Annotated in this window: 20 protein-coding genes and 1 tRNA gene; 12 read left to right on the forward strand and 9 right to left on the reverse strand. The window is 64.6% G+C overall.

The features are described from left to right. Positions 1 to 37: 37 nt before the first annotated feature. Complete coding sequence (locus ACSHZY_RS17690; RefSeq protein ID WP_435171397.1) at positions 38 to 424, reverse strand: hypothetical protein; 387 nt, start codon at positions 422 to 424, stop codon at positions 38 to 40. 123 nt (positions 425 to 547) lie between these two features. Here ACSHZY_RS17690 and ACSHZY_RS17695 point away from each other — a divergent pair, with 123 nt between their 5' ends. From ACSHZY_RS17695 to ACSHZY_RS17705, 3 genes are read left to right on the forward strand one after another with little or no spacing between them, the layout of a single operon-like run. Beyond that, entirely contained in the window at positions 548 to 838 is a 291-nt protein-coding gene (locus ACSHZY_RS17695) for a hypothetical protein (RefSeq protein WP_435171398.1), read from the forward strand. Positions 839 to 898: 60 nt separating this feature from the next. Then, complete coding sequence (locus ACSHZY_RS17700) at positions 899 to 1183, forward strand: type II toxin-antitoxin system HicB family antitoxin (protein ID WP_435171400.1); 285 nt, start codon at positions 899 to 901, stop codon at positions 1181 to 1183. 38 nt (positions 1184 to 1221) lie between these two features. Continuing rightward, entirely contained in the window at positions 1222 to 2310 is a 1089-nt protein-coding gene (locus ACSHZY_RS17705; RefSeq protein WP_435171402.1) for a hypothetical protein, read from the forward strand. A gap of 34 nt (positions 2311 to 2344) precedes the next feature. Here ACSHZY_RS17705 and ACSHZY_RS17710 read toward each other — a convergent pair whose 3' ends face one another. Beyond that, positions 2345 to 2593 (reverse strand): hypothetical protein, encoded by a 249-nt coding sequence (locus tag ACSHZY_RS17710; RefSeq protein WP_435171404.1) that lies wholly within the window; start codon positions 2591 to 2593, stop codon positions 2345 to 2347. Between the two features lie 198 nt (positions 2594 to 2791). On the opposite strand from ACSHZY_RS17710, the gene ACSHZY_RS17715 reads away from it, so the two are divergent. The 3 genes from ACSHZY_RS17715 (at position 2792) to ACSHZY_RS17725 (ending at position 4285) form a co-directional block, all read left to right on the forward strand. Further along, positions 2792 to 2923, forward strand: coding sequence for a hypothetical protein (locus tag ACSHZY_RS17715; protein ID WP_435171406.1), 132 nt, complete (start codon positions 2792 to 2794; stop codon positions 2921 to 2923). A 171-nt stretch (positions 2924 to 3094) separates the two neighbouring features. Continuing rightward, positions 3095 to 3511: a hypothetical protein gene (locus ACSHZY_RS17720; protein WP_435171408.1), complete on the forward strand. Its 417-nt coding sequence runs from the start codon at positions 3095 to 3097 to the stop codon at positions 3509 to 3511. Positions 3512 to 3526: 15 nt separating this feature from the next. Beyond that, positions 3527 to 4285, forward strand: a complete 759-nt coding sequence (locus tag ACSHZY_RS17725; RefSeq protein WP_435171410.1) for a hypothetical protein — start codon at positions 3527 to 3529, stop codon at positions 4283 to 4285. Between the two features lie 53 nt (positions 4286 to 4338). On the opposite strand, the gene ACSHZY_RS17730 is transcribed toward ACSHZY_RS17725, so the two are convergent. Further along, positions 4339 to 4415: transfer RNA gene (locus tag ACSHZY_RS17730), tRNA-His, on the reverse strand. A gap of 104 nt (positions 4416 to 4519) precedes the next feature. On the opposite strand from ACSHZY_RS17730, the gene ACSHZY_RS17735 reads away from it, so the two are divergent. Then, on the forward strand, positions 4520 to 4741 hold the full coding sequence (locus ACSHZY_RS17735) for a DUF6324 family protein (RefSeq protein ID WP_435171411.1): 222 nt from the start codon (positions 4520 to 4522) through the stop codon (positions 4739 to 4741). On the opposite strand, the gene ACSHZY_RS17740 is transcribed toward ACSHZY_RS17735, so the two are convergent. From ACSHZY_RS17740 to ACSHZY_RS17760, 5 genes are read right to left on the reverse strand one after another with little or no spacing between them, the layout of a single operon-like run. Beyond that, positions 4738 to 5193: an MmcB family DNA repair protein gene (locus tag ACSHZY_RS17740; protein WP_435171413.1), complete on the reverse strand. Its 456-nt coding sequence runs from the start codon at positions 5191 to 5193 to the stop codon at positions 4738 to 4740. The two genes, ACSHZY_RS17735 and ACSHZY_RS17740, sit on opposite strands and share 4 nt — an antisense overlap. A gap of 37 nt (positions 5194 to 5230) precedes the next feature. Beyond that, entirely contained in the window at positions 5231 to 5989 is a 759-nt protein-coding gene (locus tag ACSHZY_RS17745; RefSeq protein ID WP_435171415.1) for an iron ABC transporter ATP-binding protein, read from the reverse strand. Next, positions 5986 to 6948 carry an iron chelate uptake ABC transporter family permease subunit gene (locus ACSHZY_RS17750; RefSeq protein WP_435171416.1) on the reverse strand — a complete coding sequence of 321 codons (963 nt, stop codon included), beginning with the start codon at positions 6946 to 6948 and terminating at the stop codon, positions 5986 to 5988. Before ACSHZY_RS17750 ends, ACSHZY_RS17745 begins: the two co-directional genes overlap by 4 nt. After that, positions 6935 to 7900 (reverse strand): ABC transporter permease, encoded by a 966-nt coding sequence (locus ACSHZY_RS17755; protein WP_435171418.1) that lies wholly within the window; start codon positions 7898 to 7900, stop codon positions 6935 to 6937. Before ACSHZY_RS17755 ends, ACSHZY_RS17750 begins: the two co-directional genes overlap by 14 nt. A gap of 1 nt (position 7901) precedes the next feature. Next, the gene (locus tag ACSHZY_RS17760; RefSeq protein WP_435171420.1) at positions 7902 to 8825 is read right to left on the reverse strand and encodes a siderophore ABC transporter substrate-binding protein; all 924 of its coding nucleotides are present in this window, start codon (positions 8823 to 8825) and stop codon (positions 7902 to 7904) included. Positions 8826 to 8964: 139 nt separating this feature from the next. Between ACSHZY_RS17760 and ACSHZY_RS17765 the strand changes: the two genes are divergently transcribed. The 5 genes from ACSHZY_RS17765 to ACSHZY_RS17785 all read left to right on the forward strand — a co-directional run bounded on the left by ACSHZY_RS17765 (position 8965) and on the right by ACSHZY_RS17785 (position 13845). Beyond that, the gene (locus tag ACSHZY_RS17765; RefSeq protein ID WP_435171422.1) at positions 8965 to 9630 is read left to right on the forward strand and encodes a paraquat-inducible protein A; all 666 of its coding nucleotides are present in this window, start codon (positions 8965 to 8967) and stop codon (positions 9628 to 9630) included. Then, positions 9627 to 10229 (forward strand): paraquat-inducible protein A, encoded by a 603-nt coding sequence (locus ACSHZY_RS17770; protein WP_435171423.1) that lies wholly within the window; start codon positions 9627 to 9629, stop codon positions 10227 to 10229. The genes ACSHZY_RS17765 and ACSHZY_RS17770 overlap by 4 nt, the downstream gene beginning before the upstream one ends. Further along, complete coding sequence (locus ACSHZY_RS17775) at positions 10230 to 12323, forward strand: intermembrane transport protein PqiB (RefSeq protein ID WP_435171425.1); 2094 nt, start codon at positions 10230 to 10232, stop codon at positions 12321 to 12323. Positions 12324 to 12333: 10 nt separating this feature from the next. Then, positions 12334 to 12891: a PqiC family protein gene (locus ACSHZY_RS17780; protein ID WP_435171426.1), complete on the forward strand. Its 558-nt coding sequence runs from the start codon at positions 12334 to 12336 to the stop codon at positions 12889 to 12891. Positions 12892 to 12954: 63 nt separating this feature from the next. Then, entirely contained in the window at positions 12955 to 13845 is an 891-nt protein-coding gene (locus tag ACSHZY_RS17785) for a lysophospholipid acyltransferase family protein (RefSeq protein WP_435171428.1), read from the forward strand. On the opposite strand, the gene ACSHZY_RS17790 is transcribed toward ACSHZY_RS17785, so the two are convergent. Next, positions 13842 to 14543 (reverse strand): DUF1223 domain-containing protein, encoded by a 702-nt coding sequence (locus tag ACSHZY_RS17790; protein ID WP_435171430.1) that lies wholly within the window; start codon positions 14541 to 14543, stop codon positions 13842 to 13844. The two genes, ACSHZY_RS17785 and ACSHZY_RS17790, sit on opposite strands and share 4 nt — an antisense overlap. Positions 14544 to 14592: the final 49 nt, after the last annotated feature.

Raw genomic sequence — 14592 nt, forward strand, 5'->3', positions numbered from 1 at the left:
GGTTGCTCATCGATCAGGTCTCCTTGCGGAGCCTGAATCATGCTGAGACCGTAAAATCAATGGGTCTGGAGCCTAGGTTTGCTCCACCGTCTTTAGTGTACCCGCGCCATTGACTCAGCTGGTCTCCCACTTCTGAAAGTGACGCTGAACAGATCAGTGCCTCAAGTTCAGCGTGCTGCGCTTGGCCCATCGACTGAAGACGTCGATCATCACGCAGATCCGAGTCCGCCATCTCTTTGAGAAAGTCCAACCCATGGATGATCTCAGTGTAATCATTCATTCGCGCAAGATGTGAGCAGCGCAGGTTGCCGGATTGTAGGATGGCATCTAGCCCCTTCATGTCCGTATAGTGATAAAGTCGGGGTGGCGGATCCCTATCAGGATCACAATTCACGTCATCAGGCCCGTCGAAATAAGTGCTCATTCGCTAACCTCATGCTTCCGCTGATCGGATGATGCATAACTCCGGCTTTCACACAATCTGGTGTTGATCAGCATAATGATATGCCCTTCCAGTATCACCTGATGTTCTGCAAGTGTTCACGTCATGGCACTCAAGGTCGCAGACATCGTTGCATCCCGGGGGCGCATCACCGCGTGGTGTGCGCCCTGCAAGCGGATGTACGTTCTGGCCGACCCATGGCAGTGCCGCTGTGTGTCCATCGACGCCGATATCCTCGACATCCAGCGCAGTCTGAAGTGCAAGGTCTGCAAGACGCCCGGTGAGGTGTGGGTGTCGTTCCCGACGTCCGAAGTCTTGGAAACCAAGGGCCGGATGTCACACTGCTACAACAACACGCCCTACGAACACGGCAGCCGACATGCCGCAGGTGACTAGCCTGTCCTTGACCAGCTAGAGCCGTCCTGTTCTATCGACAGAAAGACACGAGGGTTTGCCATGCAGTTTTTCACAGCCGTGATGCACAAAAATCAGGGGTCGGCCTACGGTCTCTCCTTTCTTGAACTGCCGGGATGCTTCGCTTCGGCCGACAATTGGGCCGAAGTACCCGCGAAGGCGAACGAGGCGATTTCGCTCTGGATGGAAAATCGCGATCCTATAGAGGTCACTCTCGATGAGCGTGCTCTTGCACGCGAAGACGCGGACATGGAGATGAAGGACGGCGGGGTCCTGATCTTGATCCCTTACCTGCCGAACGTGTTCGGTGCCGGATCGCACATCTAAACTCAGCGCCCGCCAGGGCTATTTAGGAAGGTCCAGCAGTGGCGAAAGACATCTACGGCATCACGCCGATCGTATCAGGCTTGAACAATCAGCGGATCGCGCTGCTCGGCTTGATCGGCATTGCCCACCTTGAGGGAGCGAAGGTGTCGCTCCCGAAGACGCTGGTCGATTACACCCCGCTGCCACAGGACCAGACGCCTAAGGAACACCCGACCCTGCCCTTTGATGCTGTCTTCGATGAGGCTCACCTGCGGCAGGGATTGCAGGCCTATGACATCTTCTCTGACGAGGCCGCCACCGAGATCCTACCGCACGATGACTGCTTCAGGATCGGCAGCGAGTATCTTTCCGCGCTCGCCGGCAGTCACGGGGACGCGCAGATCGTCGCGGACTTCCTGAAGTTCTGCCGTGCGGCGCCTGAGCTGCGGGATGTGGCAAAGAAGGCGTTGGCGTTGGCCGGTGACCAGCCGCCCCTTATGCTTCAGCTGCGCATCGAGCGGGACTGGAGGGATTACCTCCTTCGCCGCCCCCACCGGTCCGACGACGGAGAGACCACGGTCGATCCGCGGCGCATCTTCGGGAAGATCGGCAACACGCCTGCCCTTGCAGACCACCGCCTCGTGCTTGCCTGCTGTGATGAGGGCGATCTCCTCCAGACCCGCGATGAGCTCAAGAAGGATGCCGCTGATTTCGAGCTGAACCTCGTCTTCAAGTCCGAGATTGAGGAGCAGCTCGAACTTCCAACGTCTCGGCTCCAGCGGAGCGCCATCGACTTCGAGATGTGCCTGATGTCGGATCGGTATGTCGGGCTAACGCGGTCGAGCTTCTCGAACATGGTGTGCCTGCTGAAGTCGCTGCAGATGTCGCCCGATATCCCCGAGCACTACATCTACAACAGCAAGAGCCGAGAGGTGGTCCGTCGCTGGGACATGGGGCTGCGAACCGGCCCGGCCGAAGCTGCGGAGCAAGTTCCTGTTGGAAAGCCCGCCACCGGCAAAACATGGGCTCAGCACGAGATGAAGCGGCAGCGCCTCAAGGCTGCCTCGGATCTTGTGGCATTGCGGCGGGCCAAGAACGGCCAGATCGATGAGTACAAGCGGAAGCTCCGGCAGCTGGGCGAGCTTTAGGGGCAGGCTTCACCTCATGAGCGCCCGACGTGCGTCACTCCACGTCGGCCTCGGGCCGGTCGACCGCATCCACGACTTCCACCCCTTCTGGCGTCAGTTCTGCATACGCCTGAATGGCCCATCGGCCGTCCGCACTCTCCAGCGGTATCGCCCAACGCTCCGTCTTGCGGTCTTCTGGCGGGACTTCCTGCCCATCCAGGTATTCCGGCTGGCCCACCACCTCACGCGCCGCAAGCGTCTCGGCCGCAACGATCGCGTCCTTCGTTCCTACCCACCACGTCATGAAGTGTCCTTCAGCGGTTGTTGCGCCTCGTAGGCGTGCCCGTCCGGCACGCTGTCTTGGATGCCGTAGTCGCAAGCGCGCCGACTTCATCGAGAAGAGCTATCCCGCCGCCTTCGCCTCTCGGCTGCTGCATGGGATGGCCGAGACACAAAGTCGGTGGGTCCACATGAGCCTGCTGCTCGTACCGGAGGACGAGGCATGACCGACGCAGACCTGATCGCGAAGCACCTCGCCACCAAGGGCGTCACCGTTTGCCCTCCCATGAAGCATGCCCGCCCCGAATGGGAAAGCGGCCCCATGAACTGGCGCGAGATGAACAAAGCCTCTTGACAGAACGCCACCCGCAAGAAGGTGGCGGGCAATCGCCGGAAGAGCGTCGAGAACCAGAGGCGCCAGGCGAAGGAACGTCGGGAGGAGTTCGTGCGGATGGCCGCCGCCGGCGCATCGCGGATCATGGCGAGGTCCGCGCACCTGCGGACGAGAAGCCGAAGGAAAACTTGAATGCGTTCTGACCTGTTCAAGCCTGCGCTGTGGGACGCGAGCGATCCGCTCCACGCTCCCTGCATGCGCAAGGTGAAGCGCTGGTATTACTGGCGTCCCCCGGCCCGCTACGTCACGGCCGGCTACAGCAAGAACCCGATCCGCCTGCCCGGAGAGGACAACGACGGTCAGGATCTGGCCCGGGCACAGAAGGCCCGCGACCTTACTCGCGAGATGCTGCGGTGGTTCAACGCCGAGGAAGCGCTGGTCGAGCCTGGCACATGGCAATGGCTGATCGGCCGCTACAAGAGCGACGAGTTCTCACCCTTCAAGGAGGTGAAGGAGAACACGCGCGTGGACTATATGTTCAGCCTCTCCCGCTGGGAGGAAGCTATCGGCAAGACGCTCATCGCCGACACGGACCACGTGGCCCTCTAGCGATGGCAGAGGGCCATGGCCGACAATGGTCGGTCAGTCGCCTACATCAAGCGCATGTTCACTATGCTGAGGATCGTCACGAGCTACGGCGTCGTCATTAAGTACAAGCACGCTCGGGAGGTGCAGGGGATTCTCGGAGAGATGCGGATCAAGGCACCGAAGGCCCGATCCGCCAGTCTCACCGCCGACCAGATCGCGGCCGTCGTTGCTCAGGCAGACGAGGCGGGTCAACCTGCCTTCGCCCTCGGCATCCTCATGCAGTGGTGGTGGACGCTTCGCGCGGTCGATGTGCGCGGGCAGTGGTTGGGGGTCGGTGACAGCCGTCGCTGGGCCGATGGCCTGACTTGGGACATGGTCGCCAAGGATCTATCTGTCATCCGCAAGACGCCGAGCAAGACGGAGGATTCGCTGGTCGAGGTGTTGGAGTTCCCCGTGGTGCCGGAGATCCGTGCCCGATGGGCCGCCATCCCGCAGGATCAGCGCGTTGGACCCGTCATCACCATGGCGGACGGCCAGCCGTTCCAGAAGCGCTATTGGGCGGCTCTGTGGCGCAAGTTCGCAAACGCAGCTGGTGTGCCGCATGAGGTGCAGATGCGGGATGCGCGCGCCGGCGCGATCAACCACGCAAGGGACTTGGGCGCCACGCCGATGGAGCTGCAGCACCAGGCGAACCACGCTGACTTCAAGACGACCGAACGCTATGTCCGGGAGCGCTCCAACACCATCCGCAAGGTGGTTGCTCTGCGCTCCGGAACATCGAAGCAACTAGACTGAGACAACCGGAGACAACCGGTGTTGAGCCAGCTAGGCTAAGTTATTGATAATGATGGTACCGACTCCCCGGCTCGAACGGGGGACCCCCAGATCCACAATCTGGTGCTCTAACCTACTGAGCTAAGCCGGCACTTGCGGGGCGTTTACCCTCCGGGTCGGGGGATTGCAACCCCCTTCGCGCTTGCATCCGGAACTTTCCGCGCTTACCCCCCGATAAAGAAGGAGCACATGGCCATGAGCATCGACAAGCAAAGCGAAATCGCCGCGAACATCCAGATCGGACCCACCACTCTGGGCATGGTCCGCATCTATATCGAGGCGGAGAACATCGAACTCCCGCTCGACTTCGATCCGGACGAGGCGGAGGAGATCGCCGAGGAGCTGCTGGCCGCGGCCGAGCGGGCGCGCCAGATGGGAGACGCCCCTGCCCCGAACGGCAAGAAGAAAAAGCGCTAAAAGCGCGACAGGCTGAAGTCCGGATCGCGCAGCCCTTGCAGGCGCTGCGCGGCATGGCGGGCGAAGCACTGGAGCATCGACTTGCGGCGCGCGGGGGCCAGCTTGTGTTCCGGCGCCATGCGCACGATCTCGGCATCATAGGCGTCGGCCAACATCAGGCCGGTGTCCTCGGGCAGCAGGTCGACCGGAAAGTCGGTGTCGACCGCCCAGAAGAACCGGTCGCACCACTCGCGGTAGTTCTGCCATTTCCGGTCGGACTGAAAGTCGGCTCGCCCGGACTTGCATTCCACGATCCAGACCTCCCCCTTCGGGCCAAGGGCCATCACGTCGACGCGCAGGCCCGCGCAGGGCACCAGTTCGGGCACGGACACGTAATCCAGCGTGCGCAGATGCCGCGCCACGCCGCGTGCCAGACGAAAGCCGGGGGCTACTAGTTCAATGGGATCGGACATGCCCCATTTATGAACGAAGCATGAACGGATGTCCAGATCAGGCGTAGAAGAGGCCGATCCGTTTCCCATCTATCTCCTGCACCTCGATCTCCATGTCGTAGATGGAGGACAGGACCTGAGGTTGCATGATGTCGGCCACCGGCGCGGCCTGCACCACGCGCCCCTTCTTCATCGCCACGATGTGGTCGGAATACCAAGACGCGAAGTTGATGTCGTGCAGCACCAGAACGACGGTCTTTCCCAACTCGTCCGCCGCGCTGCGGATCAGGCGCATCATGTTGCGCGCGTGTTTCATGTCGAGGTTGTTCAACGGCTCGTCCAACATGACGTAGTCGGTGTCCTGGCACAGCACCATCGCGATATGGGCCCGCTGGCGCTGCCCGCCCGACAACTCGTCCAGAAAGCGGTCGGCCAGATCCTCCAGATGCAGGAAGCCGATCGCTTCCGCCACCTTGGCATGGTCCTGTGCCGTCAGGCGGCCGTGCGACCACGGATAGCGCCCGAAGCCCACCAGATCGCGCACCGTCAGGCGCGAAGCGATGTGGTTGTCCTGCCGCAGGATCGACAGGCGTTGGGCCAGGGTGTCGCTGCGCGTCGTATCGATGTCCAGCCCGTCCACCTGAACGCGCCCGCTGTCCTTCTCCATCAGCCGCGCGATCAGCGACAAAAGCGAGGATTTTCCCGCCCCGTTGGACCCGATGATCGAGGTGACGCCCCCGGCCGCGATGGTCAGATTCACGCCGTCCACGCAGGGGGTGTTGCCATAGCGTTTGGTCAGATTCTCGATGACGATCATCGCGCGGCCCCACGGATCAGAAGGAAGATGAAGATCAGCCCGCCCAAAAACTCGATAATGATCGACAGGGCGGTATCGAAGGCGAAGACACGTTCCAGCACGGTCTGCCCGCCCACAAGGCAGATGATGCCCAGAAGGACCGAGGCCGGCAGGATGAAGCGGTGCCGCCCGTCCCCGCACAGCACATGCGCCAGGCTGACGACCAGCAGGCCGAAGAACGTGACCGGCCCCACCAGCGCTGTCGACACCGCGACCAGCACCGCGATGATGCCAAGGATCACGGCCACCCGCCGGCGGTAAGGAACGCCAAGGCTGATCGCCCGCTCCCTCCCCAGCATCAGGACGTCGAAGCTGTGGGCGATGCGCCACATGATCAGGCTGGCCCCCGCCACGATGACGACGGAGATGCCCAGCAGCGTGGGATCGATCCGGCCGAAGCTGGCGAACAGCGTGTCCTGCAGGTTCTGGAACGCCACCGGGTCCATCATCCGCTGCATGAAGGCCGACAGGTTGCGAAACAGGATGCCGAAGACGATTCCGACCAGCACCATCAGGTGCAGGCTGCGGTGGCCGCGCAGGAACAGCCAGTTGAACAGAAGGGCGGCGAAGCCGGTCATCGCCACTACCTCCAGCCCGAACTGCGCCTTCACGGGCACGGCGACCAGCGCGCCGAAGCCGAAGAAGAACACGATCACCGTCCGGATCAGCGCGAACAGCGCGTCGAAGCCCATGATGGACGGGGTCAGGATGCGGTTGCCGGTCACGGTTTGGAACAGCACCGTCGACACCGCGATGGAATAGGCCACAAGGCACAGCCCCAGCAGCTTGCGGCCGCGAAATTCCAGGATGAAGCCCCAGTTGCCCTTCACCCCCAGCGTCATGAACGCCGTGGCCGAGGCCAGCGCGACAAGGGCCAGCGCCGCCAGCACCAGTGTGGGACGCCGTTCACGCGGAAGCATTGTGCCGTGTCCGAAGAAGCAGGTGAAGGAAGATGACGCTGCCGATCAGGCCAAGCATCGTGGCGATGGGAATTTCGTAAGGCGCGCGGAGGATGCGGCCCAGAATGTCGCAGATCAGGACAAAGCCCGCGCCCGTGATCGCGACCCACGGCACCGCGCGGCGCAGATTGTCGCCCACGCGCAGGCTGACGATGTTCGGCACGATCAGGCCAAGGAATGGGATCGTCCCCACGCTGACCAGCACCGTCGCACTGACCAGCGAGACGATGACCAGCCCGATCACCACCGTCATGCGGTAGTTCAGGCCAAGATTCGTGCTCATGTCCCGGCCCATCGCGGCCAGCGTCAGCCGGTCGGCGGCGAACCAGGCGGCGGCGGCCAGCCCGCCCGCGACCCACAACAGCTCGTACCGCCCGCGCAGGACCCCGGAAAAGTCGCCCATCGACCATGCGCCCAGCGAGGCCAGCAGGCCCCAGCGATAGGCGATGAAGGTACAGACCGCGCCAATGACGCCGCCCAGCATGATGCCCACCAGCGGCACCATCAGCACGTCGCGCAGGGGCACCATCCGCAGGATGCGCAGGAACAGCGCCGTTCCCGCCAGCGCGAAACCGGCGGCCACCAGCATCTTGGCCATCAGCGGCAGGCCGGGCGCGAACAGCGTGATCAGCAGCAGCCCCAGCATCGCGGATTCGACGGTGCCCGCCGTCGACGGCTCCACGAAGCGGTTGCGGACGATCATCTGCATGACCATCCCTGCCACGGCGGTGGAGGCGCCGGCCAGCACCAGCGCCAGCGTGCGGGGCACCCGGCTGGCCAGAAGCACCTGGACCTGCTGCGCGTCCACGTCGCCGCGCAGCAGGTCCAAGGGGCCGATCTCGGTCACGCCGACGAACAGGCTCAGCCCGGCAAGGGCGAAGACAAGGCAAAGTCCGATCGTCAGGCGTGTCACGTCACTGCGCGTCCGTCAGGGCCGCGTCGATCTGGTCCAGCAGCGTGTTCACGGCCTGGTAGCCGTTCATGACGACGTAGGCCTCTTGCGGGTGAAGATAGACGACGTGGTCGTTCTTCCAGGCGTTCGTCTTGCGGACCAGCTCGTTGTCCAGAACCGTCTTGGCCGAGGTGCCGGCCTCGCTGCCCACGGCAGCGTCGCGGTCCACCACGAACATCCAGTCAGGGTTGCGATCCAGGATGAATTCGTAGCTGGCGGCATCGCCGCGATCCGAACGGTCGTCGACCGCGTCCATGACGGACGGGAAGCCCAGTTCGTTATGGATCCAGCCGGTGCGGGAGTCCGTGCCATAGACGCCGATCTTGCTGCCGCTGACCACCAGCATCAGCGCGCGGCCCTTGTCCTGCGCCTTGTCCCGGACCTTGGCGACCTTGGCTTCCAGTTCGGCCACCATCTCCTTCGCGCGGTCATGTTTGCCGAAGACTTCGCCCAACTCGGTGATGTTCGACGTCACGCTGTCCAGGAACGCGCCGTTGTCGACCGACAGGTCCACCGTGGGCAGAAGGCCTTCCACCTGCGGATAGGCCTTGGCCGACCGGCCGCCGAGGATCAGCAGATCGGCATCGGCCGCCGCGATGGCCTCCACGTCCGGCTCGAACAGGCTGCCGACCTTGAGGTAATCGTCGCCATTGTACTTCGACAGGTAGTCGGGTGCGTTCGATCCTGGAACGCCGGCGATGGCCACGCCCATGGCGTCCAGCGTGTCGATGGCCGCCCAGTCCAGCACCAGCACCTTTTCGGGCGCGGCGGGCAGCGTCACCTCGCCCTGCCGGTGCGTGATCGTCACCTCTTGCGCCCCGGCTTGGAATGCGAGAACGGAGGCGAGGCCGAATCCGGCCAGAAGATGTCGTGCCGTGAAGATCATTCGTTTCCCCTGAAATAAATTTCATCGGGCTGGCGGTGGCTTGCCCCTGACACGGCGTCATTCACCATATCCGACAAAACTTGTAAACCTTCGCCGACGCGTTGACGGGAACCAACCACGATTTATGATGGGGCGCATGATGCAGACCGATCCCGAAGACCTTGCGGCCGTGCCGCTGACGCAGCTGCGCGCCTGTCCGCATTGCGATGCGCTGTACCGCCTGCCGAAGGTGCGCCCGCGGGAACGCGCCGTCTGCCAACGCTGCGGCCTGGTCCTGATGGCGCCGCGCGCGCGGGCCTTCACGCGGATCGTGGCGCTGTCGGCCTCGGCGCTGATCCTGCTGGCGCTGGCACTGTTCACGCCGTTTCTGGACCTGTCGGCGGCGGGCCTGCATTCGGACGCCTCCATCTGGGATGCGGCCATGGCGTTTTCGGGCGGGATCATGGCGCCGTTGTCCATTGCCGTCGCCGCGTTCATCGTCGTGATCCCCGCCCTGCGGCTCGCGCTCATCGTCTATACGGTGTTCCCGCTGATCGGGGGCGGCCCTCCGGCCCCCCGCGCCGCGCACGCCTTCCGCATGGCGGAAGACCTGCGCCCGTGGTCCATGGCCGAGATCTTCGTGATCGGCGTGGCGGTGGCGCTGGTGAAGATCGCAGGCATGGCCTCGGTCACGCCGGGCATCGCGTTCTGGACTTTCGGCGTGCTGGTGATCGTGCTGATCTGGCAGGAATCCTTCGTGGACCGCGAACAGATCTGGTCGGCGCTGGACGCCACCCGGCCCGACGCCGGACGGGCGCCCGCATGAACCCGCGCCTTCCCACGGCCCGCGGGATGGGACTGGTCGCCTGCACCCGCTGCGGATGCGTGCACGATCCCGACACGGCGCGCTGCACCCGTTGCGGATCCGCCTTGCAAAGCCGCGACACCCGCAGCCTGCAACGGGTCTGGGCGTGGTGGTGGGCAGGACTCATCGCCTACATCCCCGCCAACATCTATCCGATGCTGCTGACCAGCTCTCTCGGCTCCTCCACCCAATCCACCATCCTTGGCGGGGTGGTCGAATTGTGGGCCCATGGCGACCCGCCGATTGCGATCATCGTCTTTGTCGCCTCCATCGTGATTCCGGTGGGCAAGTTCATGGCCATCGCCTTCCTCGCGTTGACGGCGAAGCGGCGACGCCGGCCCGACCGCCACGGCCGCCACCGCCTGTACGAGCTGGTGGAATTTATCGGCCGCTGGTCTATGATCGACGTGTTCGTTGTGGCAATCCTCGCCTCTCTGGTGCAGTTCAACCTGGTTGCCACCGTGAACCCGGGTATGGCCGCCATCTGCTTTGCCCTTTCCGTCGCCTTCACCATGCAGGCGGCGCTTTCCTTCGACCCCCGCATCATCTGGGATGACTGAGTGACCGACGAGACGCCCCCGCCCCGCCCCGCCGACATGCAGATCCGCCCGCCCCGCCGTCGGTGGTGGCGCCGGATCTCCATCATCTGGCTTGTTCCGCTGGTGGCGCTGGTCATCGCCATCGCCGTGGCGGTGCAAAGCTATTCCAACCGCGGCACGCTGATCCGGATCAACTTTCAGGACGCCAGCGGGATCGAGGCGGGCAAGACCGTGCTGCGCTATCGCGAAGTGACCATCGGCGCGGTGGAGTCTGTGAGCTTCGCCCCCGATCTGGACCGCGTGGTCGTCGCCGTGCGCGTGGCCGACGACATCGCCCAGTACATCGACCGGGACGCGCGGTTTTGGGTCATCCGTCCCGAAGTGTCGGTGCGCGGGATCAGCGGCCTCGACACCGTGCTGTCGGGTTCGTACATCGCGGGCGACTGGGACAACAAGATCAACGGCGAGGCGGACGATTTCGAAGGTCTTGAAGCGCCGCCGCTGCAGGCGCGCGGCGGCACCGCGATCACGTTGCGGCTGCAGGACGGGAACCAGATCTCGGCCGGGGCGCCCATCATCTACAAGGGGATCGAGGTCGGGACCGTCGGTACGCCTCACCTGGACGACACCGGCGCCAACGTGCTGCTGGAAGCCGTGATCCGCGAACCCTACAACAAGATGCTGACCACCAACACCCGCTTCTGGGACACCTCGGGCTTCGACATCAGCCTGGGCGCCGGGGGCATCCAGCTGGACGTCCGGTCGCTGGCCGCCCTGATCGAGGGTGGGATCACCTTCGACACCATCGTGTCGGGCGGGACCGAGCTGAAGGGCGGCGAGGATTTCTTCGTCTACCCGGATGAGTCGGAGGCGCGCAGCACGGTCTTCACGGGCGGTCCGCAGCTGGAGCTTCCTCTGACCATGGTCATCGACGGCTCCATCGAGGGGCTGAGCGAGGGGGCCGAGGTCCGCTACAAGGGCGCGACCATCGGGCGCGTCACCGATCTGGGCGCCATCGCCAACACGGATCCCGAAGCGCCCCATATCCGCATGCTCGTGAACCTGCAGATCGACGTCGCAAAGCTGGGTCTGCCCAACGACACCACGGTGGACGGCGCGCGCGACTTCGTGGCCAACCTGGTGGAGCGTGACAACCTGCGCGCCCGTCTGGCGACCGCCTCCCTCTTCACCGGATCGCTGATGGTGGAGCTGGTGGAGCAGCCGGACGCCGCCCCCGCAACGCTGGACACCACGAACGAGCCCTACCCGCTGATCCCCGTCGCCCCGCCGGCGATCACCGAGTTCCAGACCACGGCGCAAGGCGTCATCAACCGTCTGGGCGGCCTCCCGGTGGAGGAGCTGATGCAGGCCGCCATCGGCGCCCTGAACAGCGTGCAGACGCTGGCGGGCGATCCCGAAACCCGCCGCGTTCCGGCCGAAGCCGCCAATCTGCTGGCCGACGCCCGCGCCTTCCTGTCGGGCGAAGACGTGACCGGCACGCTGGCCAACCTCAACCAGACCACCGCCAGCCTGCGCCGCATTTCTGAACAACTGGAACAGGGACAGGCCGTGGCGAACCTGATCGCCGCGATCGACAAGGCCAACAACGCCATGACGGGCGTCGAGGGCGCTTCTGCCGAGTTCCCGCAGATCGCCCAGCAGGTGCGCGAACTGTCCGCCAAGGCGAACCAGCTGCAGATCCAGGAACTGGCCGACAGCGCCGACAGCCTGCTGAAAAGCGCCGATGCCGTCCTGTCGAACCCCGACACCCAACGCGTGCCGGGCGCCCTGTCCGACGCCCTGTCCGAGGTGGCGCAGGTTCTGGCCGAGGTGCGCGAAGGCGGCGCCATCGGCAACGTGAACGAAGCGATCGCCGCGGCCGAGGATGCGGCCAACAGCATCAACCGTGCCGCGCAGGACCTGCCGGCGCTCACCGCGCAGGCCAGCAAGGTGCTGGCGGATGCGAACACCACCGTTGCCGGCTACGGAAGCGATTCCCGCTTCAACGTGGAGCTGGTGACCGCCCTGCGCAGCCTGCAGGAAGCTGCCAATTCCGTGACCACGCTTGCGCGGTCGATCGAGCGTAACCCGAACTCCCTCATTCTCGGGCGTTAAGGAGAGAGACATGATGAAACCCGCTTTGTCCCTTCTGCTGGTGGCCGCGTTGACCGCCTGCGGAACGCCTGACGCCTATCAGCTTCAGATCCAACCCGTCGCCCAGCGGCTGAACACCTCCGCCCGCACGATCATGGTGCGCGAAGTGTCGATGCCGGATTACGCCACGGATGACAGCATGGCCCTGCAGGACGCCGGCGGCGCTGTGCAGATCATGTCGCGCGCGCGCTGGGCCGACCTGCAACCCCGCGCGGTGACGCTCGCCCTGTCGCGCCAGCTGAACGCAAGCCTGTCGGCCACCGTCGCACCCGAACCCTGGCCCCTGTCCGGTCTTCCGGATGCCGAAGTGGACGTGCGGGTGGACCGCATCCTCGCCAGCGCCGACGGGTTGTTCCACTTGGACGGCATCTATTATGTCCGGGCGGAAGGCGTGTCGTTGGGGGCGCCGTCGCGCGATTTCGCCGTGGCGGTTCCCGTGGCAGGAACGGCGCCGGAACAGATCGCCGCCGCGCAGTCGGCCGCCGTCGCGCAACTGGCGGCGCAGATTGCCCGGTCCGTCGCACGCTGAGCCCGGCCTTGTGATCCTCGGGCCCGGACTTTATGTCGGGGCCCCTGACAGACGGAAGATTTCATGCCCAAGAAAACGAAAAGTCCCGCGCGCGACTGGATTGAAAACGCTGCCCTGCGCGGGCTGATCGGTGGGCTGCTTCTGTTGCCGTATCGGGTGCGGGTGCCGCTTTGCGGCTGGATCATGACCCATGTGATCGCGCCGATGGCCGGCTATCGCAAGCGCATCCGCACGAACCTTGCCTTCGTGCTGCCCGACCTTCCGAAGGAGGAGGTGGAACGGCTGGTGCGCAAGGTCCCGGACAATGTCGGCCGGACGGTGATCGAATCCTATTCCGGAAAGGCGTTCCTGAAACGCGCCGGCGCCAGCCCTGTCCGGGGCCCGGGCTTGGCCGAGGTAGACAAGGCCCATGCGGAAAAACGTCCCATCATCTTCCTGACCGGCCATTTCGGAAACTACGAGGCGAGCCGTGCCGCGATGACGGCCCGCGGCTACACCGTAGGCGTCCTCTACCGGCCGATGAACAACCGCTATTTCAACAAGCATTACGTCGCCGCTATGGAAGCGCTGGGCACGCCCGCCTTTCCGCGCGGGCGGCAGGGCCTGGGCGGGATGCTGCGGCACCTGCGGTCGGGCGGCAAGCTGGGCATGCTGATCGACCTGCACATGCATGATGGCGCGCGGCTGACCTTCTTCGGCCAGACTGCGATGACGGCCCTTTCGGCGGCCGATCTTGCGCTGAAATACGACGCGCTTCTGGTGCCGACCTATGCCATCCGGCAGGAAAACGGCCTCGACTTCGAGATCCTGATGGAGGCGCCCATCCCGCACACGGACCCCCCTACCATGACGCAGGCGCTCAACGACTCCCTCGAGGCGCTGGTGCGTCAGCATCTGGATCAATGGTTCTGGATCCACCGCCGCTGGAAAACGGCGATGAAGCGCCGCCGCTAGTTCAGGCGTTCGGCGGCCACGACGGGACCGGGGCCCGGGGCCTGAAGGATCACGACCGTCCGGTCCTGCCCCCCCGCCGCGGCCTGCAGGTCCAGGGGCGTCTTGCCGTCCCAGTCCCCCACGACCTGCCAGTCGGTGACGATGTTGCGATAGGCGATGGATTTGCCCGCATTCTCGCCCCGCTCGATCTCCACCGTCATTTCGGGCCGGAAACGCACGACCTGCACCTGAACGGGCTGGGCCAGGGACGCCGCTTCGGCCTGGACATGCACCTTCTCCCCCTCGCGGGTCAGGGTCAGGTTGGGTTCAACGGCGCCCAGTTGCTGGGCGATCAGGGCCTGCACGCGGCCGGGCTGATTGCCCTCCACACGTTCGGTCCCGTCGATGATGAACTGGGGCGTGTAGAGCATCCGGCTGCCCGCGGCCCGTGCATAGGCCTTCTGCCGCGCGGTGAACGCGGCCTGCCCGAAATGGTCCGTCCAGCCGATATAGTCCCAGTAATCCACGTGCAGGGCCAAGGCCAGAACGTTGGGATCATCGGCCAGTTCGGCCAGAAGCTCGTCCGCGGGGGGACAGGCGGAGCATCCCTGAGAGGTGTAGAGTTCCACCACGACCGCCGGTACGGAATCGGCCCAGGCCGCCCCGGAAAACCCGAGGCTCAGTCCACAGACGGTGCCGAACAGTCGCTGCATGATCATCACCTTTCTTCGGGGCCCTATGTAATCGCCGCAAGGCCCCCATGCCAAT

The organism is Falsirhodobacter sp. 1013 (assembly GCF_051195255.1).
Taxonomy (GTDB): Bacteria; Pseudomonadota; Alphaproteobacteria; order Rhodobacterales; family Rhodobacteraceae; genus Falsirhodobacter.

What these genes read in the sequence shown, in the direction of transcription:
- ACSHZY_RS17690 (WP_435171397.1), bottom strand. Translation starts at nt 424, where the DNA reads ATGAGCACTTATTTCGACGGGCCTGATGACGTGAATTGTGATCCTGAT.
- ACSHZY_RS17695 (WP_435171398.1), top strand. Translation starts at nt 548, where the DNA reads ATGGCACTCAAGGTCGCAGACATCGTTGCATCCCGGGGGCGCATCACC.
- ACSHZY_RS17700 (WP_435171400.1), top strand. Translation starts at nt 899, where the DNA reads ATGCAGTTTTTCACAGCCGTGATGCACAAAAATCAGGGGTCGGCCTAC.
- ACSHZY_RS17710 (WP_435171404.1), bottom strand. Translation starts at nt 2,593, where the DNA reads ATGACGTGGTGGGTAGGAACGAAGGACGCGATCGTTGCGGCCGAGACG.
- ACSHZY_RS17715 (WP_435171406.1), top strand. Translation starts at nt 2,792, where the DNA reads ATGACCGACGCAGACCTGATCGCGAAGCACCTCGCCACCAAGGGCGTC.
- ACSHZY_RS17720 (WP_435171408.1), top strand. Translation starts at nt 3,095, where the DNA reads ATGCGTTCTGACCTGTTCAAGCCTGCGCTGTGGGACGCGAGCGATCCG.
- ACSHZY_RS17725 (WP_435171410.1), top strand. Translation starts at nt 3,527, where the DNA reads ATGGCCGACAATGGTCGGTCAGTCGCCTACATCAAGCGCATGTTCACT.
- ACSHZY_RS17735 (WP_435171411.1), top strand. Translation starts at nt 4,520, where the DNA reads ATGAGCATCGACAAGCAAAGCGAAATCGCCGCGAACATCCAGATCGGA.
- ACSHZY_RS17740 (WP_435171413.1), bottom strand. Translation starts at nt 5,193, where the DNA reads ATGTCCGATCCCATTGAACTAGTAGCCCCCGGCTTTCGTCTGGCACGC.
- ACSHZY_RS17745 (WP_435171415.1), bottom strand. Translation starts at nt 5,989, where the DNA reads ATGATCGTCATCGAGAATCTGACCAAACGCTATGGCAACACCCCCTGC.
- ACSHZY_RS17750 (WP_435171416.1), bottom strand. Translation starts at nt 6,948, where the DNA reads ATGCTTCCGCGTGAACGGCGTCCCACACTGGTGCTGGCGGCGCTGGCC.
- ACSHZY_RS17760 (WP_435171420.1), bottom strand. Translation starts at nt 8,825, where the DNA reads ATGATCTTCACGGCACGACATCTTCTGGCCGGATTCGGCCTCGCCTCC.
- ACSHZY_RS17765 (WP_435171422.1), top strand. Translation starts at nt 8,965, where the DNA reads ATGCAGACCGATCCCGAAGACCTTGCGGCCGTGCCGCTGACGCAGCTG.
- ACSHZY_RS17770 (WP_435171423.1), top strand. Translation starts at nt 9,627, where the DNA reads ATGAACCCGCGCCTTCCCACGGCCCGCGGGATGGGACTGGTCGCCTGC.
- ACSHZY_RS17780 (WP_435171426.1), top strand. Translation starts at nt 12,334, where the DNA reads ATGATGAAACCCGCTTTGTCCCTTCTGCTGGTGGCCGCGTTGACCGCC.
- ACSHZY_RS17785 (WP_435171428.1), top strand. Translation starts at nt 12,955, where the DNA reads ATGCCCAAGAAAACGAAAAGTCCCGCGCGCGACTGGATTGAAAACGCT.
- ACSHZY_RS17790 (WP_435171430.1), bottom strand. Translation starts at nt 14,543, where the DNA reads ATGATCATGCAGCGACTGTTCGGCACCGTCTGTGGACTGAGCCTCGGG.